Origin of the sequence: Microbacterium sp. STF-2, from assembly GCF_034650155.1 — a bacterium.
GTDB classification, from domain to species: domain Bacteria; phylum Actinomycetota; class Actinomycetes; order Actinomycetales; family Microbacteriaceae; genus Microbacterium; species Microbacterium maritypicum_A.
Genome location: NZ_JARKMW010000001.1, coordinates 1,773,940 through 1,797,272, shown reverse-complemented (window position 1 = coordinate 1,797,272; position 23,333 = coordinate 1,773,940). Strand labels below are relative to the sequence as shown.

General features: G+C 69.7%; 21 protein-coding genes. 7 read left to right on the top strand and 14 right to left on the bottom strand.

The annotated features are described in order from the left end of the window. Positions 1-25: 25 nt before the first annotated feature. Together MicroSTF_RS08660 and MicroSTF_RS08655 are read right to left on the bottom strand one after the other, a co-directional pair. On the bottom strand, positions 26-1,123 hold the full coding sequence (locus tag MicroSTF_RS08660; protein WP_322954992.1) for a carboxylate-amine ligase: 1,098 nt from the start codon (positions 1,121-1,123) through the stop codon (positions 26-28). Between the two features lie 8 nt (positions 1,124-1,131). Then, complete coding sequence (locus MicroSTF_RS08655) at positions 1,132-1,398, bottom strand: Rho termination factor N-terminal domain-containing protein (RefSeq protein WP_021201234.1); 267 nt, start codon at positions 1,396-1,398, stop codon at positions 1,132-1,134. 123 nt (positions 1,399-1,521) lie between these two features. Between MicroSTF_RS08655 and MicroSTF_RS08650 the strand changes: the two genes are divergently transcribed. Further along, complete coding sequence (locus MicroSTF_RS08650; RefSeq protein WP_017201713.1) at positions 1,522-1,686, top strand: hypothetical protein; 165 nt, start codon at positions 1,522-1,524, stop codon at positions 1,684-1,686. Positions 1,687-1,761: 75 nt separating this feature from the next. Here MicroSTF_RS08650 and MicroSTF_RS08645 read toward each other — a convergent pair whose 3' ends face one another. Continuing rightward, the gene (locus MicroSTF_RS08645; RefSeq protein ID WP_017829324.1) at positions 1,762-1,968 is read right to left on the bottom strand and encodes a CsbD family protein; all 207 of its coding nucleotides are present in this window, start codon (positions 1,966-1,968) and stop codon (positions 1,762-1,764) included. 191 nt (positions 1,969-2,159) lie between these two features. Between MicroSTF_RS08645 and MicroSTF_RS08640 the strand changes: the two genes are divergently transcribed. Further along, positions 2,160-2,561 (top strand): hypothetical protein, encoded by a 402-nt coding sequence (locus MicroSTF_RS08640; protein WP_029259953.1) that lies wholly within the window; start codon positions 2,160-2,162, stop codon positions 2,559-2,561. Positions 2,562-2,599: 38 nt separating this feature from the next. Here the strand turns inward: MicroSTF_RS08640 and MicroSTF_RS08635 are convergent, their stop codons facing one another. Next, positions 2,600-2,947 (bottom strand): hypothetical protein, encoded by a 348-nt coding sequence (locus tag MicroSTF_RS08635; RefSeq protein ID WP_136024471.1) that lies wholly within the window; start codon positions 2,945-2,947, stop codon positions 2,600-2,602. 297 nt (positions 2,948-3,244) lie between these two features. On the opposite strand from MicroSTF_RS08635, the gene MicroSTF_RS08630 reads away from it, so the two are divergent. After that, positions 3,245-3,739 (top strand): FBP domain-containing protein, encoded by a 495-nt coding sequence (locus tag MicroSTF_RS08630; protein WP_167255505.1) that lies wholly within the window; start codon positions 3,245-3,247, stop codon positions 3,737-3,739. A gap of 99 nt (positions 3,740-3,838) precedes the next feature. Here the strand turns inward: MicroSTF_RS08630 and MicroSTF_RS08625 are convergent, their stop codons facing one another. From MicroSTF_RS08625 to MicroSTF_RS08600, 6 genes are all read right to left on the bottom strand, one after another. Continuing rightward, on the bottom strand, positions 3,839-4,660 hold the full coding sequence (locus tag MicroSTF_RS08625) for a PaaX family transcriptional regulator C-terminal domain-containing protein (protein ID WP_322954979.1): 822 nt from the start codon (positions 4,658-4,660) through the stop codon (positions 3,839-3,841). Beyond that, positions 4,650-5,888, bottom strand: coding sequence for a kynureninase (locus MicroSTF_RS08620; RefSeq protein ID WP_322954977.1), 1,239 nt, complete (start codon positions 5,886-5,888; stop codon positions 4,650-4,652). The genes MicroSTF_RS08625 and MicroSTF_RS08620 overlap by 11 nt, the downstream gene beginning before the upstream one ends. A gap of 1 nt (position 5,889) precedes the next feature. Further along, positions 5,890-6,840: a hydrolase gene (locus MicroSTF_RS08615; RefSeq protein ID WP_322954975.1), complete on the bottom strand. Its 951-nt coding sequence runs from the start codon at positions 6,838-6,840 to the stop codon at positions 5,890-5,892. Further along, positions 6,840-7,691 (bottom strand): tryptophan 2,3-dioxygenase, encoded by an 852-nt coding sequence (locus MicroSTF_RS08610; protein WP_322954973.1) that lies wholly within the window; start codon positions 7,689-7,691, stop codon positions 6,840-6,842. The genes MicroSTF_RS08615 and MicroSTF_RS08610 overlap by 1 nt, the downstream gene beginning before the upstream one ends. A gap of 63 nt (positions 7,692-7,754) precedes the next feature. Further along, positions 7,755-9,470 carry an amidase gene (locus MicroSTF_RS08605; protein WP_322954971.1) on the bottom strand — a complete coding sequence of 572 codons (1,716 nt, stop codon included), beginning with the start codon at positions 9,468-9,470 and terminating at the stop codon, positions 7,755-7,757. Further along, a complete protein-coding gene (locus MicroSTF_RS08600) occupies positions 9,470-10,510 on the bottom strand; it encodes an agmatine deiminase family protein (protein ID WP_021201225.1) in 1,041 nt (346 codons plus the stop codon). The genes MicroSTF_RS08605 and MicroSTF_RS08600 overlap by 1 nt, the downstream gene beginning before the upstream one ends. Before the next feature lie 68 nt (positions 10,511-10,578). Between MicroSTF_RS08600 and MicroSTF_RS08595 the strand changes: the two genes are divergently transcribed. After that, positions 10,579-11,265: a TetR/AcrR family transcriptional regulator gene (locus MicroSTF_RS08595; protein ID WP_297555651.1), complete on the top strand. Its 687-nt coding sequence runs from the start codon at positions 10,579-10,581 to the stop codon at positions 11,263-11,265. A gap of 10 nt (positions 11,266-11,275) precedes the next feature. Next, on the top strand, positions 11,276-12,649 hold the full coding sequence (locus MicroSTF_RS08590) for a pyridoxal phosphate-dependent decarboxylase family protein (protein WP_322954967.1): 1,374 nt from the start codon (positions 11,276-11,278) through the stop codon (positions 12,647-12,649). Between the two features lie 70 nt (positions 12,650-12,719). Here MicroSTF_RS08590 and MicroSTF_RS08585 read toward each other — a convergent pair whose 3' ends face one another. Then, a complete protein-coding gene (locus tag MicroSTF_RS08585) occupies positions 12,720-13,244 on the bottom strand; it encodes a TetR/AcrR family transcriptional regulator (RefSeq protein ID WP_297555653.1) in 525 nt (174 codons plus the stop codon). Between the two features lie 82 nt (positions 13,245-13,326). On the opposite strand from MicroSTF_RS08585, the gene MicroSTF_RS08580 reads away from it, so the two are divergent. Further along, a complete protein-coding gene (locus MicroSTF_RS08580; RefSeq protein WP_029267514.1) occupies positions 13,327-14,037 on the top strand; it encodes an MBL fold metallo-hydrolase in 711 nt (236 codons plus the stop codon). Between the two features lie 15 nt (positions 14,038-14,052). On the opposite strand, the gene MicroSTF_RS08575 is transcribed toward MicroSTF_RS08580, so the two are convergent. From MicroSTF_RS08575 to MicroSTF_RS08565, 3 genes are all read right to left on the bottom strand, one after another. After that, positions 14,053-14,616: an isochorismatase family protein gene (locus MicroSTF_RS08575; RefSeq protein ID WP_322954963.1), complete on the bottom strand. Its 564-nt coding sequence runs from the start codon at positions 14,614-14,616 to the stop codon at positions 14,053-14,055. Further along, a complete protein-coding gene (locus tag MicroSTF_RS08570) occupies positions 14,613-16,055 on the bottom strand; it encodes a purine-cytosine permease family protein (RefSeq protein WP_322954960.1) in 1,443 nt (480 codons plus the stop codon). The genes MicroSTF_RS08575 and MicroSTF_RS08570 overlap by 4 nt, the downstream gene beginning before the upstream one ends. Positions 16,056-16,122: 67 nt before the next feature. Beyond that, complete coding sequence (locus MicroSTF_RS08565; protein ID WP_297555659.1) at positions 16,123-17,406, bottom strand: M18 family aminopeptidase; 1,284 nt, start codon at positions 17,404-17,406, stop codon at positions 16,123-16,125. Between the two features lie 149 nt (positions 17,407-17,555). Here MicroSTF_RS08565 and MicroSTF_RS08560 point away from each other — a divergent pair, with 149 nt between their 5' ends. Beyond that, positions 17,556-23,096 carry a DUF11 domain-containing protein gene (locus MicroSTF_RS08560; RefSeq protein ID WP_322954955.1) on the top strand — a complete coding sequence of 1,847 codons (5,541 nt, stop codon included), beginning with the start codon at positions 17,556-17,558 and terminating at the stop codon, positions 23,094-23,096. Positions 23,097-23,333 lie beyond the last annotated feature (237 nt).

Below are 23,333 nucleotides of genomic sequence, written 5' to 3'. Positions count from 1 at the left end.
CGGTGAAGATCGGGGCCGGCGAAGATCAGGCAGGCTGCTCTGCGGGGGCGGGAAGCGGTGCGGCTGTCCCTGCGCGGAGAAGATCGCCGAGGGCACGCGTCCCGCCCTCGGCGACGGCGCGTCGCTGGCGCTGCGCACCGGACCCGTCGGTGCGCAGCCGATCCATGCCGTCGCGGACCCGATCCTCGTCGCCGAGTTCGCGGAGCGTGGGAGCGATCGCGGACAGCATGCGGTCGGCGAGCTTCCAGGCGTCTTCGGCCTCGCCGGTCGTCGGATCGAGCAGGCGTGCGTCCATCCCTCGACGGGCCGCCGTCCACAGAGAGGCGTCGATGCCGTCGACACCGATGTCGGCGAGCGGCAGATCGGTGGTGAGCACGAGTGCGCGGGAGAGGAGCGCGGCGGACACCGAGTCCTCGGCCGTCAGTTGGGCGTCGAAGACCCGGACCTCGACGGTCGGGTACCGCTCCGATATCCGGGCCGACCATGAAAGCGACGCCGCATCGGTGAGCGCGCCGACGTCGATGAGACGCTGCACACCCGAGCGATAGTCGTCGTAGTCGCGGAAGCATGGCGGCGCCCATGACGACGGCAGCCGACGGATCAGGATGCTGCGCCAACTGGCGAAGTCGGAATCCCGTCCGTTCACGAACGGGCTGTTCCCGGTGAGCGCCAGCAGCACGGGGAGCCAGCCGCGCACCCGGTTCAGGGCGCGGACCCGCTCCTCGTCGTCGGTGACCTCGACGTGCACGTGCAGCCCGTTGACCTCGTGGTCGCGCGTGAGATGTCCGAGCTGCGATGCGACGTCGTCGTAGTGCGGCGAGGGCGATACGGCGGAGGACCGGGTGGAGGCGAACGGGGTGCCGGTGCCGGCGGCGATGGCATGCTGATCCTGGGCGTGCCATCCGATGAGGCCGCGCAGATGGGCCAGCTGCGCTTCGGCGTCCGTCGCGGTCGTGACCGGCTCGGTGAGGCACTCGATCTGCGAGGTCAGGTACTCTCTCGTCACCTCTCCGCCCGTCCGGAGGCGCGTGATGCGCTCGCGAGTGCCGGCGGTGAGCGTCACGGGCACCAGCGAGTGCGCATCGAGGAAGAGGAACTCCTCCTCGATGCCGAAGCGCGCCATCCCCGGCCTCAGTGATTCCTGAGCGCGGAGATCAACTCGGATTTCCGCTTGCCGCTGTAGCCGGTCAGACCGAGTTCCTTCGCACGCGCGCGCAGCTCCGGCACGGTCCAATCCTCGTAGTCTCCGTGTTCGCCGCCGCGGCGCCCCACGGCACTGCGCCCCTCTTTCGCCGCGGCGTTCGAGATGCGCGCGGCCTTCTCCTTCGAGGCGCCGTCTTTCCTCAGCTCTTCGTACAGCTCGGGATCCTTCAGCGAGTTGTCGCGTCTTCCTGGCATGTGCTCGTCTCCTTCGCGCACTCGGAGGGGGTAAGTCAACCCCCTCGGGCATAACGCTTCCCACGGCTAGCGTGGAGGCACCACAGTCGGGCGTTCGCGCCTGCCGAAAGAAGGGAAAGACCGATGAACATCCTCCTGATCATCGTCATCGTCGTCGCAGTGATCCTTGCGATCACCGGAGGACTGGTGCAGTCGCTCCAGTTCCTCCTGTGGGTCGGGCTCGTCCTCCTCGCGATCGCTGTGATCGCCTGGTTGATCCGAGCGATCAGCGGCAGCCGCAAGGTCTGACGACTCCACACGTCTGACCCATCGAGGTGAGGCCCGCCGTTCGGCGGGCCTCACCTCTTCGGTGTGTGGGGCGTCTTACTTCTCGAACGCGTCCCGGACGCTGTCGCCGGCCTTGCCCGCGGCGTCCTTCACGTTCTCGCCGGCCTGCTTGGCGGAGGCCTTGACCTGATCCGCCTTGCCCTCGGCTTCGAGCTTCTCGTTGTCGGTGAGCTTTCCGACGCCTTCCTTGACCTTTCCGGCGGCCTTCTCGGCGGCGTTCTTGATGTCGTCTGCGGCACTCATGTGCGGCTCCTCTCGTAGGCGGATCGATTGCTTCCGACACTCTCACTCCTGCGGAGAAGCGGCCACGGGATTGACAATCGGCTCGCACCATGACAACGTTCGGCGCCCATCGACTCATGCACCGGGAAGGACTAGCCTGGCGCCAGGCGGGTGGTCCTGCCCGCGGACCTCGACCAAGGAAGCGGTGTGCGATGGACTCGATGATGATGGGCGCCATGTCGAAGAACATGGAGTCGATGCCCGACATGCAGATGATGGACATGGCCGTCATGCAGGCGTGCATGGATGCGTGCGCTGCCTGCGAGCAGGCCTGCACGGTGTGCTCGACGCAGATGATGGACTGCTCACCGGCGTGCATGAACTGCGCCGACATGTGCAACACCATGATGCGGTCGATGATGCGGATGCAGGGCATGACCCCGGCGTCGATGATGGCGATGCTGAACGCCTGCATCGCGATGTGCAGGACGTGCATGGACGCGTGCGCGCGGCATGCCGACGAGAGCGACGTCTGCCGGATGTGCGCTCAGGCGTGCCAGGCCTGCATGGATGCCTGCACCGCCATGAAGGACATGCTGATGGCGAGCGCCTGAACCGGAGCGCCTGAACCGGGGGCGGGCTCAGGGCGCGATCAGACGGCTGCGACGTTGAACGGCGTGCCGCCGACGGCCAGCACGCCGTAGCGCGCGTGGAGTGCGACGGGGGTGCCCGGAGCGGCTTCGAGCGCAGCGCCGGAGCCGTTCCACAGATCGTGCGCTTCGCCGTCGAGCGTGCGCACCACGAGGTCTCCCGATACCGCGTCGGCAGACTCGACCAGGGCGTCGACCCACTCCGTGGGCGTCGCCGAGGCGATGCGTGCCTGGATGAGGTGCAGAGCATGGCCGGGGGCGAAGGAGGAGCACCGGCCGCCGTGGCTGCACATGCACGCCGCACGCTCACGCACCGGGAGAGGCGAAAGGCGGTTCAGCGGCGTGGACACGGTGGTCTCCTTCTGGTCGGACGTTCCGGAAAGACTAAGACGCCCGTCGCGCTGTGCCCAGGCGGGCCGACACGGAGTGAAACAAACGGGTGTAAGCTCGCCGGGTGCTGTCGTCGATGAGCGCCCACGGGGCGCAGAACGGAGCTGCAGGCGCCTTCCGCGCCGCAGACAGAGGCTGAGGACCCACCGGAGGCGGAACCCCCGTCCCCGGTGTCGTGACGTACCCGGCATCCGCGTCCGGGACCTTCCTCCCATCGACTCGCCCTCGCGGCGACCACCCCGAAAGCACTCATTCTCATGCGTCCCATCGACGAGCGCGGCATCCGCGCCTCCTTCCTCAACGCCTCCCGCAAGGAGGTCTCCGACCTGACCCTGCCGCACGGCTTCGCCGAGATCGACTTCGATCGCCTCGACTTCCTCGGCTGGGCTGACCCGAGGATGCCCCGCCGGGCCTACGTCGTCAGCTGGGTCGACGACGCCCCGGTCGGCGTCTTCCTGCAGCGCGCCGAACAGCGCGTGATCGCGCGGGCGCAATGCTCATGGTGCGAAGACGTCACGCTCCGCAACGACGTGCAGCTGTACGTGGCGCGCAAGGCCGGGCCGGCCGGACGCAAGGGCGACAGCGTGGGCGTGCTCACCTGCGCCGAGTTCGGCTGCAACCACAATGTCCGCATCCTGCCGCCCCTGGCCTACCAGGGGTTCGACCGCGAGTTCGCGCGCGACCTGCGCATCCTGCGACTGCAGGAGCACGTGGCCGGCTTCCTCGCCGAGGTCGCGGGGCAGGCGGGCTAGGCGATCCCGGCTTCGGATTGCTCCGGTCGCACTTCCTGTCGCCCGCGAGGCGCGCACGCGACAGAAGGTGCGACCGGAACGGCGGGGTGGATGACGGAACTAGGCGATCCGGGCGCGCACATGCGCCCAGGCGGGTGCGGCCAGTTCCGCCGACCGACGGGCGAACTCGTCGAAGCTGCGACGACCGGGCCAATCGGTCGGCAGCATCGAGGGAGGAAGCCCCGGGTCGGTGTACGGCAGCACCCGCCAACGGTCGATCAGCTGCACGTACGCGGCGAACGGCTCGGCGGGCAGCGTCGCGAGCGCGCCCTGGAAAGAGAGGTGCTCGCCGCGCAGAGCCTCCAGGTCCCACCACTGCGCCGCGGCCTCGATCAGCGTGCCGGCGGGGACGGGCACGGATGTCGGGAACAGCGTCGCCCAGCCGCGCACGTCGAGTTCCTGGAGGATCTGCTCCACCTCCGCCTGAAGGTGGCCGGGACAGATCCACAGCGCCGGCGATACGACACCCGCGCCGATCCACTGCAGCCGTCGACGCAACTGGTGGCGTACGCTCCGTGCGCTCTCGGGGATCGAGAACGACACCAGGCACCAGGTGTCGGCATCCGTCATCTCCCGCATCTCGAAGATGCGTCGATCCCCACGTTCCAGCATCCCGGTGGCTGCGGGATTGAGGCGATAGCCGATCTGCTCTTCGCGCGAGGCGAGCAGCAGGCCCTTCTGCTTGAGGCGGGCGACACCCGTGCGTGCCTGTGCCGCTTCGATGCCCAGGTCGCCGGCGAAGGCGACCAGGTCGGCCGTCGAGATCCATCCGCCGAGCGGGCGCAGGAAGACGCCGATGAACGTCCGCAGCAGCGAGGCGGTGCTGCCGGGGCGCGCATCGATGTCGTCGAGCACGGGTGCGACGGCGGGGTCAGAGATCACCGGACTCCAACGCGTCGCGCACCGTGAGAACCCCGGTCACCGTCTCGACGTGCGAAGTGCTGAGCGGGGAGAGGCCGAGGCGGATGCCATCCGGGAACCGGAAGTCGGGGATGATGCCGTCCGCCCACAGGCGCCGTGTGACCTCACGGAAGTCGGGGTGGCCGATCGTCACATGACCGCCGCGCACCCCGGCGTCGCGGGGGCTGAGCAGTCGCACGCCGAGAGGGGCGAGCAGCTCGTCGTAGGCCTGCACCGCAAGATCGGTCAGCGACTGCGACTTCGCCCGCACTCCCTCGACCGTGGACTGCTCGATGAGGTCGAGCATGCCCTGCATCGCGAGCATCGAGGTCACCGGCGGCGTGCCGCTGAGCAGTTGGCGGATGTCGCCCGATGGTACGTACTCCGGCCCCATCGCGAAGATGTCGGCCGCGCTCCACCAGCCCTGGATCGGCTGGCGCAGCACACCCTGCAGTCCGTGGCGGAGGTAGGCGAAGGCGGGGGAGCCCGGCCCGCCGTTCAAGTACTTATAGGTGCAGCCGACGGCCATGTCGACACCCCACTCGTCGAGCTGCATCGGGACCACGCCGGCGGAGTGGCACAGATCCCACATCATCAGTGCTCCGGCCTCATGCGCGGTAGCCGTGATGCCCGGCATGTCGGCCAGGGCGCCCGAGCGGTAGTCGACATGGCTCAGCGACACCAGCGCCGTGCGTGCGGAGACGACGGCCTCGACGTCGGCGACGGTCACCCCGTGCACCGGGTCGGGTTCGAGCCAGCGCAGAGTCATCCCGGTCTCGACGGCCACCCCCTCGGCGAGGAACCGGTCGGTGGGGAAGTTGCCGGCCTCGATCACGAGTTCGGTGCGGGTGGGATCGGCGCTCGCGGCGGCGCGCATGAGCTTGTAGATGAGCACGCTGGTCGAATCGGCGACGACCGTCTGCCCGGCAGCGGCACCGAGCGCCACCCGCCCGATGCGGTCACCGAGCTCCATCGGCAGCGCCATCCACTGCTCGTCCCAGGAGCGGATCAGCCGTGTTCCCCAGTCGTCGCGCACGAACGCGGCGAGCTTGTCGGGCATGTCGCGCAGCGGTCGGCCGAGGGAGTTGCCGTCGAGGTAGGCCGTGACGCCCGGGGCTTCGGCGAACGCGTCGAGGTGGGCGCGCAGCGGATCGGCGGCGTCGAGAGCGCGGGCATGCGCGAGGAGCGAGGGGTCGGATGTCGTGGTCATGTCACACCTTCAGATCTGCGGGGGTGAGGGGGCGGGCGTCGAGCGGATCGGCGGTCGAGGCTGGTCCTCCCGAGAGGAGGAGCACGGAGGTCGGGTCGAACGGATCCCCGGGTGCGAGTGCGCGCAGGAGGGCGGCGTCGTCGAGCCCGGCTTCGCGGAGGGCGGCGATCTCGCGCGGGTTCAGGTCGACCGGCATCGGCCCGTTGCCCAGATCGGTGCCGTAGAGCACGGTCCCGCCTGCGGCGTGGAAGCGGCGCACGTTGTCGATCGCGATCGCGCGCTCGGGGTCTTCGTGGATCGCGAGCGTCGAGATCCACGAGGCCGAGGCCGCCTGGCGCACGATCTCCGCGTCGTCGAGGCGCTCCGTGAACGGGGCATGGGCCAGGTGGGAGGCTCCGAGACGCACGACGCGCTGCGCTTCGCCCGCCCCTTCGGCATGCGCGACGACCGCGAGGCCGTGCTCGTCGGCCGCCCGCACGATCGCGCGGAAGAGGTCGTCGGAGAGCACCGGTCCTGCGGCGCTGTTGCTGGTGACCTTGAGGCGGGTGGCTCCGGCCGCCGCCATCCCGGCGACCGCGGCGGCGGCGGAATCCGCGTCGGTGATCTCGCGGACAGAGCCCTCCGGTGCCCAGTCGCGGTCGGAGGGGTAACCGCCCGGAGCGGTCAGGAAAGCGCCGGCATAGTCGATCGCGACCGCCTGCACGGCGAGCCGGCTCAGCACCTGGGGGTTGCCGCCGAGGTCGATCACGCGGCCGAGGCGCGACCCTGCCAGCAGGCCGTGCTCGACGAGCTGCAGGTGCACGTGGTGGTCGGTGAATCCGCCGGTGATGGCGCCGCGGATGCGGGGGAGGTCGGGGGTGGGGCGCTCATCGCGCAGCCGCACGCGCCCGTCGGCGAGCTCGACGACGCCCTCGCGCCATGCGGTCCCGTCGAAGAACGTCGCGGCCTTCATCAGCTGCCGATCTCGGTGCGCACGGTGTAGAGCTCGGGGAAGAACGTCAGGTCCAGCGCGCGCTGGAGGAATCCGACCCCGCTGGAGCCACCGGTGCCGACCTTCATTCCGATGGTCCGGGCGACGGTCTTGAGGTGCCGGAAGCGCCAGAACTGGAAGTTGTCCTCGAGGTCGACCAGGTCTTCGCACGCCTCGTACAGGTCCCAGTACCGGCTCGGGTCCTGGTAGATCTCGCGGATCGCCGGCACCAGCTCCGGGGTCTCCCGGTACGGCTCGCGCACGTCGCGCTGGAGGATCGAGCTCGGGATCGGCAGCCCACGGCGGGCGGCGAAACGCAGGAATTCGTCGTACAGGGTCGGCTTCTCCCACTCGGCGGTGAGCAGAGCGAGATTGGCGGGGTGGTCGGCGAAGACGCTCAGCATCTTCGCATTCTTGTTGCCGAGGGCGAACTCCACCGCCCGGTACTGCACGGACTGGAAGCCCGACGAGTTGCCCAGTGCCCCGCGGAACTGTGCGTACTCGGTGGGGGTGAGCGTGGCGAGCACCGACCACTGCTGTGTCATCACGTCTTGGATGCGCTTGACCCTGGCGATGCGCTTCAGGGCCTCGCGCAGGTAGTCGTGGGCGAGCAGCTCGCGAGCGGAGGACAGCTCATGCAGCAGCTGCTTGAGCCACAGCTCGGTGGTCTGGTGCTGGATGATGAACAGCATCTCGTCGTGGTGCTGCGGTGCGCTCACCGGGTGCTGCGCGGTGAGCAGCTGGTCGAGCGCCAGGTACGAGCCGTAGGTCATCCGCCCCGAGAGGTCGGTGACGATACCGGATTCGAGGGCGCGTTCGTTCTCGCTGTGCATGCGCCGAACATATCACTATCGTGGCGAGCGTCACAGGAGTGTTATGTCACGCTGGCGGCTCTTTCAGAGCGCGGGGGTGCGCGTCGGCGGCGTGCGACGCGTGCCAGGGCCGCCTGCCGCTTCGAATGCCGAGGCGAAACGCAGCAGTCGCGTGTCGTCGTACGCCCGTCCCGCGAATGTCAGCCCGATCGGCATGTCGATGTCGCTCATCAGTCCCATCGGCACGGTGACGGTCGGGATGCCGAGGTGACGTATCGCGAGGTTGCCGTTCGCGATCCACACGCCGTTGCGCCAGCCGAGGTCGGCGGATTCCGGGTTCACGTCCATGTCGGCCGGCCCCACGTCGGCGACCGCGGGGAAGACCACGGCGTCGAGCCGCAGCACATCCATCCACACCTCGAGGTCACGGCGGCGGGTCTCCTCCAGGCCGCGCAGCCCGTCTTCGAGCTCGGGCATGTCCCTGAACGAGACGTCGGGATGGCGGCGCACCCAGTCCGGATACTCGGCGATATCGTCGTCGAACCCGGTGTAACGGTCGGGAAGCGCGCCCTCCGGATGCGGGAAGATCCTGGCGCCGTCGACCTCGGCGAGCGAGCGCAGGCCCGGGTCGCCGTTCGCCTGCAGGAAGTCCTCCCACGCCCACGCCGAGAGGTCGACGATCTCGCGGTGCAGGTACTCGGGTGACACCAGGCCGCGAGTCGCGATGGTGTGCGCCCCCGGACGGTCTCTCTCGTAGTTCGACACCACGGGGAAGTCGACCTCGATCACTGTCGCTCCGGCAGCGGTGAGGACGCGGCGGGCGGCCTCCCAGCGCGCGATGATGCTCGCCCGTGTGTCGATGCGCCGGCCGGTGGGGCCGCCGATGCCCGGGCTCTCGGTGCTGCCGGCATCCGGGTCCGCATTGATGTACATGCGGGGGATACCGATGCGTGCACCGACGAGCGTGCGCGCCGTGTCCGCGGCGAGGGCGCGATACGACTCCGGGCGGACGGCGGATGCGGCGGGCAGCTCGACCCACGGCTGCGCCCGCCAGAAGTCGCCGCGGGTCTCGGCGTCGTCGGCGACGATCACGTCGAGCACCTCGAGCAGATCGGCCATCGAGCGGGTGTGCGGCACCACGACGTCCATGGTCGGCACGAGAGGCCAGTTCCCGCGGGTCGAGATCACGCCGCGTGAGGGGGTGTAGGCGCACAGCGCGTTGTTGGTCGCGGGGCCCCGGCCGCTCGACCAGGTCTCCTCGCCGAGGCCGAAAGCGGCGAAACTCGCCGCCGTCGCCGTGCCGGAGCCGTTCGACGAGCCGGAGGCGAAGGGCGCTGTGAGGAAGGCCGCGTTGTACGGACTCTCCGCGCGACCGTAGACGCCACGCTGCATGCCGCCGTTCGCCATCGGAGGCATGTTCGTGAGCCCGAGGCAGATGGCTCCGCCCGCACGCAGCCGCTCGATCGTGAAGGCATCGCGCTGGGCCACGAGCTCCGCGAAAGCGGGACTTCCCGCGGCGGCGGTGAGGCCGCGCACGAGGTAGCTGTCCTTCGCTGTGTAGGGGATGCCGTCGAGGGGCCCGAGGGCCTCGCCGCGGACGCGACGAGCATCCGATGCCGCCGCCTCGGCACGGGCCTCCGGGTTGGCGACGACGACGGCGTTCAGCGCCGTAGCCGTGCCGGGGGCGTCGAAGGCGGCGATGCGCGCGAGGTAGGCGTCGATGAGTTCGACCGCGGTCGTCTCGCCGGTCTCGAGGGCGCGCCGCAGCTCGGCGATGGATGCCTCCACCACGTCGAACATCAGTGGCTTCCGTCGAGGGCGGGCTGCTGCTGAGTGATGCAGTGGATCCCTCCGCCGCGGTCGAACAGCGGGCGCGCATCCACCGTGACGACCCGGCGTCCGGGGTAGGCGTCGGCGAGGATCTCGCGCGCCGCGGCATCCGCCTTCTCGTCGCCGAAGCCGCACGCCACCACGCCGTCGTTCGTGACCAGGTGGTTGACGTAGCTCCAGTCGACGGGCCCCTCCTGGTCCGTCAGCGTGGAGGGTGCGGGCAGGTCGATCACCTCGAAGCGGCGTCCGGCGGCATCGGTCTGCTCCGAGAGCAGGGCGCGCAGCTCACGGGTGACGGCGTGGTCGGGGTGCTCGGGGTTCTGCTGATCGTGCAGCAGCAGCCGCCCGGGCGAGACGATGGTGGCGACGATGTCGACGTGGCCGTTCGTGCCGAAGTCGTCGTAGTCGCGAGTGAGCCCACGGGGCAGCCACACGGCCTTGGTCGCGCCGATAGTGCGGGCCATCTCGGCCTCGATCCGCTGCTTGTCGGCGAAGGGGTTGCGCCGAGGGTCGAGCTGCACGGTCTCGGTGAGCAGCACGGTGCCCTCGCCGTCGACGTGGATGCCGCCGCCCTCGTTCACGAGTGTGGAGCTCACGAGCTCCGCCCCGACGGCGCCGGCGACGATGCGCGCGTGCTGCGCGGCCTTGCGCCACTCGGCCCATTCCGGCGCACCCCAGCCGTTGAAGATCCAGTCGACCGCACCGAGCACTCCCGGCCGGTCGTCGTCGACCACGAACGTCGGCCCGGAATCGCGCATCCAGAACTCGTCGACCGGCGCTTCGACGATCTCGATGCTGCTGCTGAGCATGCGCCGGGCCCTGTCGACCTCGCTCGGGTCGACCAGCATCGACACGGGCTCGAATTCTGCGACCGCATGGGCGACGGCGGTCCAGGTGGCGTAGCCCTCTTCGCGCGCCGTGTCGGTGTCGCCGAGGGTCTCGCCCTCTGCAGGGAACGCCATCCAGGTGCGCTCGTGACGTGCGGTCTCGGTGGGCATGCGCCAGCTCATCGTGATCTCCTCGCTGCTGCCGGTTCTTCTATTGAACATGCGATCAACAGGTGTTACGGTAACCCCTGATGAAGACCACGTCAACAGGTGCGGGCGCTCGCCGGATGTCGCCGGAGGAGCGCGATCACTCGATCCTCGACGGCGCGATCGGCCTTGCGCGCGAGAGTGGTCTCGAGAGCCTCACCGTGCGGGCGGTCGCCGCTCGCGTCGGGGTGACTCCGGCGCTCGTGGCGCACTACCGGCCGGGGATGGACGCGTTCGTCGCCGATGTGTTCGGGCTGATCGTGGCGGCTGAGCGCGACGAGGTGATCGCCGCGTTCGATGGCGCCGACGGCCCCGCCGCGCTGCGGGCCGGTCTGCTGCGCCTGATCGAGACACTCCTCGACGCCGACCGCGACGACGTCACCCTGATCTGGGTGCAGGCGTGGGCGCTCGGTGCTCGCAACGAGGCGCTCGCCGCCCGCGTGCGGCAGGAGATGGACGCGTGGCAGAGCGCGCTGGAGCAGATCTTCGCCCGGGCCGCGGCGACCGGTGCGATCGCGGCCGCCCGCGCCGACATGGCCGCGTGGCTGCTGCTCGCGATGGTCGACGGAATGAACGCGCACTCCCTCGTGAAGTGGGCGCCCCGCGACCGCGCCGACCTGGCCAGGCGTGCACTGTCGGCCGTGCTCGACACCGCACCGCTCGACACCGCACCGCCCGACACCCGATCTGCCGACACCCGATCTGCCGACTCCCGATCTGATGACAAGTAAAGGAACGCCCATGGATGCTGTGCGCATGCACGCGGCCTCGCCCGAATCGACGGCGATCGTCGACGCCGTGCTCGACTACTCGCGTCGTCGCATGCTCGCCGCCGACGTGCCGCTCGACAAGCCCCAGTCCGAGGCCGAGCTGAACCGCCTCGTCGGGCCCACGATCACCGATGCGGGACTCGGGGCCGCGCGTGCCCTCAGCGTGTTCGAGCACGTCCTCGCCCCGGCGTGCCTGACCACGAGTCACCCGTTGTATCTGTCGTTCATCCCGACAGCGCCGACCATGGCGGCGATCGCGTTCGACCTCGTCGTGTCGGCATCCGGACTCTACGGCGGCAGCTGGCTCGAGGGCGCGGGGGCCGTGCACGCCGAGAACGAGGTGCTGTCGTGGCTCGCGAGCGAGTTCGGGCTGCCCGAGACCGCGGGCGGAGTGTTCGTGCAGGGCGGCACGATCGGCAACCTCTCGGCACTGGTCGCCGCGCGCGAGGCGGCGAAGGCGCGGCTGATCGCGGCCGGCAAGGAGCTGCCGACCCGATGGAAGATCCTGTGCAGCGTCGAGGCGCACTCCTCGAACAAGTCGGCCGCGAAGGTGATGGATGCCGACGTGCTGCTGGTTCCTGCGGGCGACGATGGCGTGCTGCGTGCGGAGGGCGTGCGCGAAGCCCTCCTCGCGCACGGTGACGAGATCTGTGCGGTCGTCGCGACCGGCGGCTCGACCAGCTTCGGCATCGTCGACGACATCGAGGGGATCGCGGCGCTCAAGGACGAGTTCGATTTCTGGCTGCATATCGACGGTGCCTACGGTCTCACCGCGATGCTGGCGCCGGAAGCGCGGCACATCTTCGCCGGCGTCGAGCGCGCCGACTCGGTCATCGTCGATCCGCACAAATGGCTGTTCGCACCGTTCGACTGCTGCGCGCTGATCTACCGCGACCCCGACAGCGGGCGCCGGGCGCACACGCAGCATGCCGAATACCTCGACATCCTCACCGACGTCGACGAGTTCAGCCCCTCGGACTACTCCATCCAGTTGACGCGTCGCCCGCGCGGCCTGCCCATGTGGTTCTCGGTCGCGACCTATGGGGTCACGGCCTACCGTGAGGCGGTGAGTGCCGGACTCGCGCTGACGCGACGGATCGCCGCGGAGATCGCCCGACGTCCGGAGCTGCGTCTGGTGCGAGACCCGCAGCTGTCGATCGTGGTGTTCGAGCGCGACGGCTGGGAGCGTGCCGACTACGACCGATGGTCGGCGGCCCTGCTCGACTCGCAGCGGGCGTTCGTGGTCCCCAGCTCCCATGCCGGGCGTCCGAACACACGCTTCGCCATCCTGAATCCCCTCACCACGTTCGAAGACCTCGTCGGCATCCTCGACACGATGAAGTAGCCCGGCGGCCCGCGGTGCGCGACTCCGGATGCGGATGCCGGTGCGCGACAGTGATCGAACCCGTGGCGGTTCAGCCGGCCATCCCGGCGATGAGTCGACGCAGGCCGTACTCGAAAGCGCGGTCGACGTCGCCGCCGAGTCGGAACGCTCCGGACAGCTCCATCTGCAGGAAGCCGGTCGCCCAGGCGGTGAACAGACGGGCGGCGTCGAGCGCGTCGTCGTCACCGACCAGGGAGGCGGCGGCGCGCATGAGGGGTGCCGCCGAACGTTCCAGCGCGTCATGCGGAGCCGCGATCGTGAACATGATCCGGAAGCCCTCCGGATGCGCGTGCGCGAAGTCGCGGTAGGCATGAGCGAGCGCACCGATGTCGTCGCCCGCGGCTTCGAGCCGCGCGGTGAGCGCCTCGATCGACGCGGTGGCGACGGCGGCGTGCAGAGCATCCCGGTCCCGCACCCGCTTGTAGAGCGAGGGGGCGCGGACGCCCACCCTGTTCGCGACCGCCTGCATCGTGAGGCCCGAAGGTCCCGCGACCTCGAGGATCTCCCGTCCGGCCGCGACGATCTCGTCGGTGGACGTGCGTTCCGGTGTCGGCATCGGGTCCTCCCTGGATGGCTATTGACAATAGCCATGATAGCTACGTAACGTAGCCATCGCAATCATCCCGAGAGGATCCGCCATGAAGCTCGCACCGCACCTGCACCGCCTCGGCAACGACATCGTCGCCTCGTACCTGATCGACCTGCCCGAGGGCATCACCCTGATCGACGCGGGGCTGCCAGGGCACTGGCACGATCTCCAGCGTGAACTCGCCGCGCTCGGTCGCCCGCTGTCCGACATCCGCGGACTCGTCCTCACCCACGGCGACGGCGATCACATCGGCTTCGCCGAGCGGCTGCGCACAGAGGCGGGAGTGCCGGTGTTCATCCATGCGGCCGACGGCCATCGTGTGCGCACCGGGGAGAAGCCGAAGACCGCGATGGGACCGGCGAAGATCGGGCCCACGCTCGGCTTCTTCGCCTACGGCCTGCGCAAGAACGCCCTGCGCACACATCACGTGTCGGTCGTCACGGAAGTCGGCGACGGCGACGTGCTGGATCTGCCCGGTGCTCCGGTCGTCATCGGGATGCCCGGCCACTCGCCGGGGAGCATCGCGGTGCACGTGCCGGCCGTCGACGCGGTGTTCGTCGGCGACGCGCTGACCACTCGGCACGTGCTCACGGGACGGACCGGGGCGCAGCGCGCGCCCTTCACGGACGAGCCCGACGAGGCGCTCGCCTCGCTCGACCGCCTGGCCGCGGTCTCGGCCTCCTGGGTGCTGCCGGGTCACGGCGCGCCCTGGCACGGCTCCCCGACCGACATCGCCGCCGCCGTGCGAGCCTCGGACTGAGGCCCACGCCCGCCGTCAGCGGTTGCCGAGCACGGTGGCGGTGTCGCTCACGGTGATCTGCGGGGGATACAGTCCCATGACGTGCAGCGCAGTCGCGTGGTTCTCCGCAGTCGAGCCGGCGCAGGCATCGGCGGCGATCGTGACGTGCGCACCCGCGTCGGCCGCGGCCAGAGCCGTCGAGATCACGCAGCAGTCCGTCGAGACCCCGGCGAGCACCAGGCGCCCTCCGCGACCGACCACGGCTTCGAGCTCGGGGCCCCACTTGCCGAACGTCGGCAGGTCGAGGCTCGGATGCGGGGAGAGGTCGATCGCTTCGGGCACCAGGGCGAACAGCGGGTCGCCCGGCGGCTGGTCGGCGAACGGCCAGGCTGCGAAGTAGTCGCCCCAGGAGGTGGACCGATCGGCGGTCGGCACCCAGCGCGTCACGAGCACGCGGTCGCCGAACGCCTCCGCCAGGGCGCGGATGCTCGGCATCGCCTCGGCGAAGAAAGGTGAACCCCACGCAGACTCCGGCGAGGCGAAGATCGCCTGCGGATCGCTCACCACGAGCCAGGTGTCCCCGGCCGCCGGAGCTTTCACACGGCCTCCTGGCGCCGGATCTTCGCGGCCCTGGCGACGTAGGTCACGAGGAACGACAGCACCAGCGCGAAGAACACCCCGAGGTTCGCGTATGCCCACTCGCCGTCCCTGCCGCCGATGAGGAACAGCAGGTAGCCCTGCCAGTTGTTCCACGCGGCATCCTCGGCGAAGTTGTTCACGACCAGGCCCCAACCGATCACGCTCGTGACGACCAGGGTAGCGATCGATGTCCAGTCCCACGCGCCGTAACGACCGTTCTGATCGAACAGGGCCTCTTCGTCATAGTCCTTCCGGCGGCGCAGGATGTCGGCGATCAGGATGCCGGCCCACGAGGCGAGCGGCACACCGAGCGTGATCAGGAAGCTCTGGAACGGCCCCAGGAAGTCGGTCGCGAAGAACACCACGAAGATCGTGCCGAGCGTCAGGATCACGCCGTCGATCGCGGCCGCCGACGGGCGCGGGATGCGGATGCCGAGGCTGAGCAGGGTGAGCCCGGAGGAGTAGATGCCCAGCACCGCGCCCGAGACGAGCGCGAGCACGGCCGTCAGCAGGAACGGCACGAGTACCCAGGGAGGAAGGATCGAGGCGAGCGCGCCGATCGGGTCGGCGGCGATCGCGTTCATGAGGTCTTCGTCGGAGCCGCCGAGCAGCAGGCCGAACACCACGAGGATCACGGGTGCCACGGAGCCGCCGATCGTGTTCCAGGCGACGATCGCCCCGTCGGACGCCGTGCGCTTCTGGTACCTCGACCAGTCGGCGGCGATGTTGATCCAGCCGAGCCCGAATCCGGTCATCACCATCACGAGCGCGCCGATCACCTGACCGACACCGCCGTCGGGGCGGGCCAGCACGGCGGAGAAGTCGATCGCCGGCGCCGCGAGGACGATGTAGACCACGGTGACCACGCCGGTGATCCACGTGAGCACCGACTGCAGCTTCATGATCGTGTGATAGCCGAGCACGGAGGCGGTCACGATCAGCGCTGCGACGATGACGGTCGCGACGATGCGCAGCCAGATGCTGTCGCCGTCACCGCCGAGTTGCGTGATGACGGTCGCGGTGGCGAGTACCGCCATGATCGCGAGGAACGTCTCCCAGCCGATCGAGGTCAGCCACGAGACGATCCCCGGAACCTTCTGGCCCTGCACGCCGAACGCCGCGCGGGAGAGCACCATGGTGGGCGCCGAGCCGCGCTTGCCGGCGATCGCGATGAGCCCGCACAGCAGGAACGACACCACGATGCCGATGATCGAGACGAGCGTCGCCTGCCAGAACGAGATGCCGAAGCCCAGCACGAACGAGCCGTACGACATGCCGAACACCGAGACGTTCGCCGCGAACCACGGCCAGAACAGGTCACGAGGCTTCGCGGTGCGCTCGGATTCGGGGATGATCTCGATGCCCGCACGCTCGATGAGGGCCGGCTTGATGTCCGTCATGCTCACATCCTGGCACTGCGGGGGCGCGGCCGGGCGGACTTCGCGTGGGCCGGAACCGCCCGCGTGCTCAGCCGGCGAAGAATGACTGCGCGGTGCGGGCCAGATCGTGCAGGTCGGAGACCCCGGCGAGCTCTCGTGCGGAGTGCATCGAGAGGATGGGGATGCCCACGTCGACCGTGCGGATGCCGAGGCGGGTCGCCGTGATCGGGCCGATCGTCGAGCCGCACGGCACGCTGTTGTTCGACACGAACTCCTGCGTCGCGACGCCTGCGCGCTCGCACCAGCTCCGCCATGACGCCGTGCCGATCGCATCCGTCGCATAGCGCTGGTTGGCGTTGATCTTCAGGATCGGTCCCGAGCCGAGCACCGGCTGCACCACGGGGTCGTGCTTGGCGGCGTAGTTCGGGTGCACCGAGTGTCCGACGTCGCTCGACAGGCACCACGACGAGGCATACGCCTGACGGCGCGCGGATCCATCGGCGCCCAGCCTCGAGTACACGCGCTCGAGCACGTCTTCGAGGAAGGGGCCGGCGGCCCCGGAACGGGACTCCGAGCCGAGCTCCTCGTGGTCGAACGCGGCGAGCACCGCGATCGGTGCGCCCGCGGACGGTTCGTGCGTCGCGAGTGCGACCACGCCGGCGTGCACCGAGGCGAGGTCGTCGAGACGGCCGGAGGCGAAGAACGCGTCGTCCTTGCCGAACACCGCGCCGCGTGCGGAGTCGGCGACGACCACGTCGTATCCGCGGATCTCGGACGCTGCCACGTCGGCCGCTGCGGCGAGTTCGGCGAGGATGTCGGCCTCGGTCGGGTCGCCCAGCCCCCACACGGGCTGCGTCTCGGTCTGCTTGTCGAGGGCCAACCCGTTGTTGACGCCGCGATCGAGGTGGATCGCGAGCTGCGGCAGGCGCAGCAGGGCGCCGGTGTCCGCCAGCACGACACGGCCGTCGGCCAGCGCCAGTCGCCCGGCGAGGCGCAGCTCGCGGTCGAGCCAGGAGTTCAACAGCGGTCCGCCGTACACCTCGACTGCAGCCTGCAGCCAGCCCCGCGAACCGGTGGTCGGCTGCGGCTTGAGCTTGAACCCGGGGGAGTCGGTGTGCGCGCCGAAGATCTGCACCGGCGTGGTGGTCGCGGCGCCCGACGGCACGACCCAGGCGATCGCCGCGCCGTCGCGCACGACCACGAAGCGCCCACCGGGCTGAAGAGGCCATTCATCTTCCTCCTGCAGCCGCGTGAACCCCGATTCCTCCAGTCGTCGAGCGACCTCGGCCGCCGCGTGGTAGCTCGAGGGCGAGGCGGCGACGAAGTCGGCGAGGTCCTCGGCGTGGGCGAGGGCTGCGGGGGTGACGGGCATGTCGTGACCTTCCTGGAGAACGCGGTGCTTCGAGCGTAGTCGGGGACTTCGTCCGAAGGCGGGTCTACCACTTTCGGCTACACCCGGGTTAGCCTTCCAGCGGGGGAGATGCCGGTTCGGGCTCTTCCGTGAACCGGGGAGAACTTCACATGCGTGCACACCCACGTCTGTCCATTCGTCGCGCCATCGCGGGGGCGACTTCGGTACTGCTGCTGGCTGCTGGCCTCACCGTCGTCACCGAAGCGGTCGCTCCGACATCGGCATCGGCGGCGCAGACCCCGACCAGCTGTCAGGGAACGGTCGCCCTCGTCAACGGCGGGTTCGAGGCGCCGGTGATCCCGAACGCCTCGGTGTCGCTCCCCGACGAGAATCAGGTCCCCGGGTGGTTCACGAACGACAGCCTGAACCAGATCGAGCTGTGGAGCAGCGGATTCAACGGCGTCACCGCCGCCGCGGGGCGGCAGTTCGCCGAGCTCAACGCGAACAGCCCCAGCCGGCTCTATCAGGACGTGGCGACGACGCCGGGCCAGACGCTGTCGTGGTCGCTCAAGCACCGCGGGCGCACCGGGACCGACGTCATGCGCGTCGTGATCGGCACCCCGACCGGAGCCCTCGTGCAGAGCGGCCCCAACCTCTCCGACGGGAACACGGCCTGGGGCGCGCACACCGGCACGTACACCGTTCCCGCGGGTCAGACGGTGACGCGCTTCGGCTTCGAGGCGGTCAGCTCGGCTGGTGGCAGCGCTTCCGTCGGCAACTTCCTCGACGACATCACCTTCGGAACCGGCCCCTGTCTCATCACGAACAAGTCGGTGACCAATCTGACGCGCGGAGGCACGACCGCTGAGGTGGGCGACACGCTGCGCTACACGGTCACCACGAACAACGGCGGCGGGAACCCGGCGCTGCAGTCGGTGTCGTCCGACGTGCTCGCCGCAGGGATCGACTTCGTCCCGGGCTCGCTCAAGATCATCAGCGGAGCGGGCACGGGTGCCCTCACCGACGCCGCCGGCGATGACCGCGGCTCGTACACCTCGGGGAGCCGCACGGTGCAGGTGCGCCTCGGTGACGGGGGTACGGCCACTGCAGGCGGGTCCATCGGCGTGGGAGCGAGCACGAGCTACACCTTCGACGCCAAGGTCAATGTCTCGGCCGCGGCGACCACGATCGTCAATGAGGCACGGGTCGCCTTCCGCGACAACGTCGTCGGCCAGGACCGCACCTCGGTCAGCCAGGAGACCCAGACCCCTGTGAACGCCGCCGCCGACCTGGCGATCACCAAGAGCATCGACACGGATCCGCTGGTCGCCGGCCAGCCGGTGACGTTCACGATCGGTGTGACGAACAACGGCCCGCAGACTGCGACAGGGGTGACGGTCACCGACCCCATCCCTGCAGGCATCACGAACGTCACGGTCGACTCGGGTGACGTGACGTGCACCGTCACCGCGACGGTGAGCTGCGCCGTACCGGACATGGCGGTCGGGCAGAGCACCGAGATCAAGATCACCGGAACGCTCTCCCCGTCGGGCGACCCCGGGGCCTCGTTATCGAACACCGCCACGGTCTCGGGCACCCGCACCGATCCGAATCTCGCGAACAACACCGCGAGCGTCGTCAGCACGATGTCCGCCCAGACCGACGTGTCGATCGTCAAGACGTTCTCCCCGTCCACGCCGGTCGCCGGCGAGCAGGTGACCTACACCCTCTCGGTCTTCAACGCCGGGCCGTCCGAGGCGCGCAACGTCGTGGTCACCGACCCGCTGGACCCGGACACGACCTTCATCAGCGCCGATCCCGGCCAGGGCACGTGCGCGGCTCAGGGGTCGATGCTCACCTGCCAGGTGGGTACGCTCGCCCCCGGCGCGAGCTCCGTCGAAACCTTCGTCGTGGTGGAGATCAACCCCGGCGCCACCGCTGTGCTGCAGAACACCGCGACGGTGACGACCAGCACGACCGACACGAACCCGGCGAACAACGTCTCGTCGACCAGCTTCCAGCCCGATGTGATCGCCGACATGGCCGTCGTGAAGACGGCCTCCGCCGCGCAGGTCTCGGCCGGCGACACGATCGACTTCACTCTCGCTGTACGCAACCTCGGTGCGTCGGACGCCGTGAACGTGGCGCTCGTCGACACCGTGCCCGAAGGGTTCTCGGTGACGGGTGTCGACGCCCCGCCCGGCGCGACGTGCACATCCACCGCGAGTTCGATCATGTGCACCTGGGCGTCGTTCCTCGTCGGGGGACCGTCGAACGTGGTCGTGCACGCTCTGGTCGACGCCGATGCACCCGTCGGCACCGTGACGAACACCGCGTCCGTCGCGGCCCCCGCGGCCGACCGGGACACCACGAACAACTCCAGCTCGGTCGACGTCGAGGTCGTCCAGAGCGCTGACCTGAGCATCGTCAAGACGGCGCCGACGACGGGCGAGCCGGGGAGCTCTTTCACGTACACGCTCCGGGTTGCGAACGCGGGGCCCTCCGTCGCCCGCGGCGCCTCGGTCTCGGACACGCTCCCGGCGGGATTCCTCGACGTCGTCGTGAACGGACCGGGCTGCTCGATCGTCGGAGGGACGGTCGGGTGCGAGCTCGGCGACATCGCTCCCGGTGGATCGGTGGCGATCGAGGTCACGGGCACGTGGAGCACGACCGCGACGGGCGTGGTGTCGAACACCGCGACGACCACCTCCGGGACTCCGGATCCGAACACCGACAACAACACCTCGACGGTCGACGTCACGCTCGCGCCGAACGCCGACGTGAGCGTCGTCAAGACGACCTCGACCCCGACGGTTCCGCTCGGCGGGACCGCGACGTTCGAGGTCACGGTCACCAACGAAGGTCCGTCGGCGGCCGCCGGCGTGGTGCTCGACGAGCTGCTCCCCGTCGGGTTCATGCTCACCGGAGCCACGCCGTCGACAGGCACGTGGTCGATGGAGGACGCGCGCTGGACGGTGGGCACCCTGCTGCCGGGCGACTCCGAGACGATCACCGTCACCGCGACCGTCAACACGGAAGGACAGCTGACCAACACCGCGACGGCGAGTTCGCGTACGCCGGATCCTGACACGTCGAACAACACCGGCACCGCGTCGGTGACCGTCACGCCCTCCGCCGACCTCGCGATCGTCAAGACGATCTCGGCGAACCCGGCTCCTCTCAACGGCGCCGTGACCTACACGCTCGTCGTGACCAACAACGGGCCGAGCATCGCCTCCGCCGTCGCGGTCTCCGATGCCCTTCCCGCCGGCCTGCTGAATCCGTCGACCGCCACCCCCGGGTGCACGGTCACCGGATCGCAGCTCGCGTGCACGCAGCCGACCCTCGCGGTCGGCGCCACCTTCACCGCGACGGTGAGCGGCACGGTCGACCCGTCGATCGCGGGTGCGACGCTGTCGAACACGGCGACGGTGACATCGAACACTCCTGACCCCGACCCGAGCGACAACACCTCGACGGTGACCGTTCCGGTCTCGGGAACGCCGCAGGTCGAACTCGTCAAGAGCGTCAGCGCTCCGACCGACACCGACGGCGACGGACGCATCGGTGCGGGTGACACGGTCGCCTATACCTTCACGGTCCGCAACACCGGCGACGTCACGCTCACCAGTGCCGCGATCACCGACCCGCTGCTCGGCGGTGCGGTGGCGTGCGCGGCCTTCGCCGCACCCTTGGCACCGGGCGGCACGGTGACCTGCGCGCCGGTCTCGTACACGCTCACGCAGGCGGACGTGGATGCCGGGACGGTGCGCAACACCGCCGCGGTGACGGCCCAGTCGGCCCAGGGCCCCGCGACCGACGATGCCGAGGCGAACGTCACGATCGCGGCGACCAACGGCATCAGTCTCGCCAAGAACCCGTCGACCGTGGTCGACGTGGACGGCGACTCCGCCGTCGGAGCCGGTGACACGATCGACTACACGTTCACCGTCACGAACAACGGCACGACGACGCTGCGCGACGCGGTGATCACCGACCCGATGCTCGGCGGAACCGTGACGTGCCCCGAGCTCGATGGAATCGCGCTCGCACCGGGGCAGTCGGTCTCCTGCACACCGATCACCTACACGCTCACCCAGGCCGACATCGACGGCGGGCTCGTGCACAACGAGGCCGCGGTCACGGCGAACGCACCGATCGGCACGGTGACCGACACCGCGCAGGCGGACGTGGACATCACCGGTACCGCGGCGATCGAACTGCTCAAGAACGTCGGGCGCGTGCTCGACGCCGACGGCGACGGCTTCATCGGTGCCGGTGACACGGTCGACTACACCTTCTCGGTGCGCAACCTCGGCACCACCACCCTCACGGGTGTGGTGATCACCGACCCGATGCTCGGTGCGGGAACCCTCTGCGCAGTCGGTGCTCTCGCGCCGGGCGGCACCTCGGACTGCGGCTCGTTCACGTACACGCTGACCCAGGCCGACATCGAGGCCGAGATCGTCCGCAACACCGCCACGACGACCGGCACCAGCCCGCTCGGTCCGGTCAGCGACGACGCATCGGCCGACGTCGTGATCACGGGCACGAGCGCGATCGAGCTGACCAAGACCCCGGGAGCGATCGCGCTCGGCGAAGACGGTCGGGCAGGAGCCGGTGACACGGTCGGCTACACGTTCACGATCCGCAACAGCGGCACGACGGTGCTGCGCGACATCATCCTCGACGATCCACTGCTGGGTGGCAGGGTCGACTGCGCCGCTCTTGACGGTCTCGAGCTGAGTCCGGGTGACGAGGTCACCTGCGGGCCGGTCGACTATGTGCTCACGCAGCAGAACGTCGACGACGGGACCGTGCACAACGTGGCCACCGTCGAGGGGCAGTCGCGCAACGGCAGCGCCGACGCCCAGGACGAGGCCGACGTGCGCGTCGCGGGCACCGACGACATCACGCTGCTGAAGTCCGCGGCAGCCGTGGTCGATGCCAACGGCAACGGACGCACGGATGCCGGTGACACCATCGCGTACACGTTCACCGTGACGAACGCGGGCACGACGACCCTCACAGGCATCACGGTCAGCGACCCGCGCCTCGGGGCGGCGGTCACGTGCGATGCGACCGAGCTCGCCCCGGGTGAGTCGACCGTCTGCGCGGCCGGCGCCCCTGCCGTGCTCACGCAGGCCGAGATCGATGCGGGCGAGATCGAGAACACGGCCACCGCCACGGGAACCGGCACCTCGGAGATCCCGCCGGTCGCGACCGACACCGTGGTGACCCCGCTCGTGGCACAGCCGGCCATCGCCCTGACGAAGACCGGCGGCGACTACGTCGATGCCGACCGCAACGGGAAGATGAACGCGGGCGACACCATCGCCTTCCGGTTCACCGTCACCAACACGGGAGCGGTGACGCTGACGAACGTGAAGATCGACGACCCGAAGCTGGGTGGCGTCGTCGACTGCGCGATCCCCGCCCTCGCTCCCGGCGCCACGGCGAGCTGCGGTCCGGTGACCTACGCCCTCACCACGGCGGACATCGCGGCGAGCACGGTCGTCAACGTGGCCACGGCGAGTGGCGTCGGCGGGGCCGTGACGGTCACGGCTGCCGCCACCGCGACGGTCGACCTGAACGGGCTCGCCGCCACGGGTGGCGTGATCACCGGAATCGGCTGGGCGCTCGCGTTGCTCGCGGTCGGCGCCCTGGTGCTGCTGATCGCCCGCGTGCGTCGCCGCGACGTCGAGGTCTGACGCCGCTCCATCCGCACGACGCGCCCCGCCCGATGATCGAGCGGGGCGCGTCGTCGTTTCCCCGCCGTTCATCCGATCGCGTTAGGCTCGTCCCGATAGCGCCTAGGGTTCCGGGGTTCGCGCCCGTCTGGTCCGAGCGGCGCCACGGCCCTCCTCCACAGGAGAGCCGTCATCTGACAGGACAAAAGCCCGGAGGACCCTGTTCGTCGCGCCGCGCGTCGGACGGAAGGGTCTCGT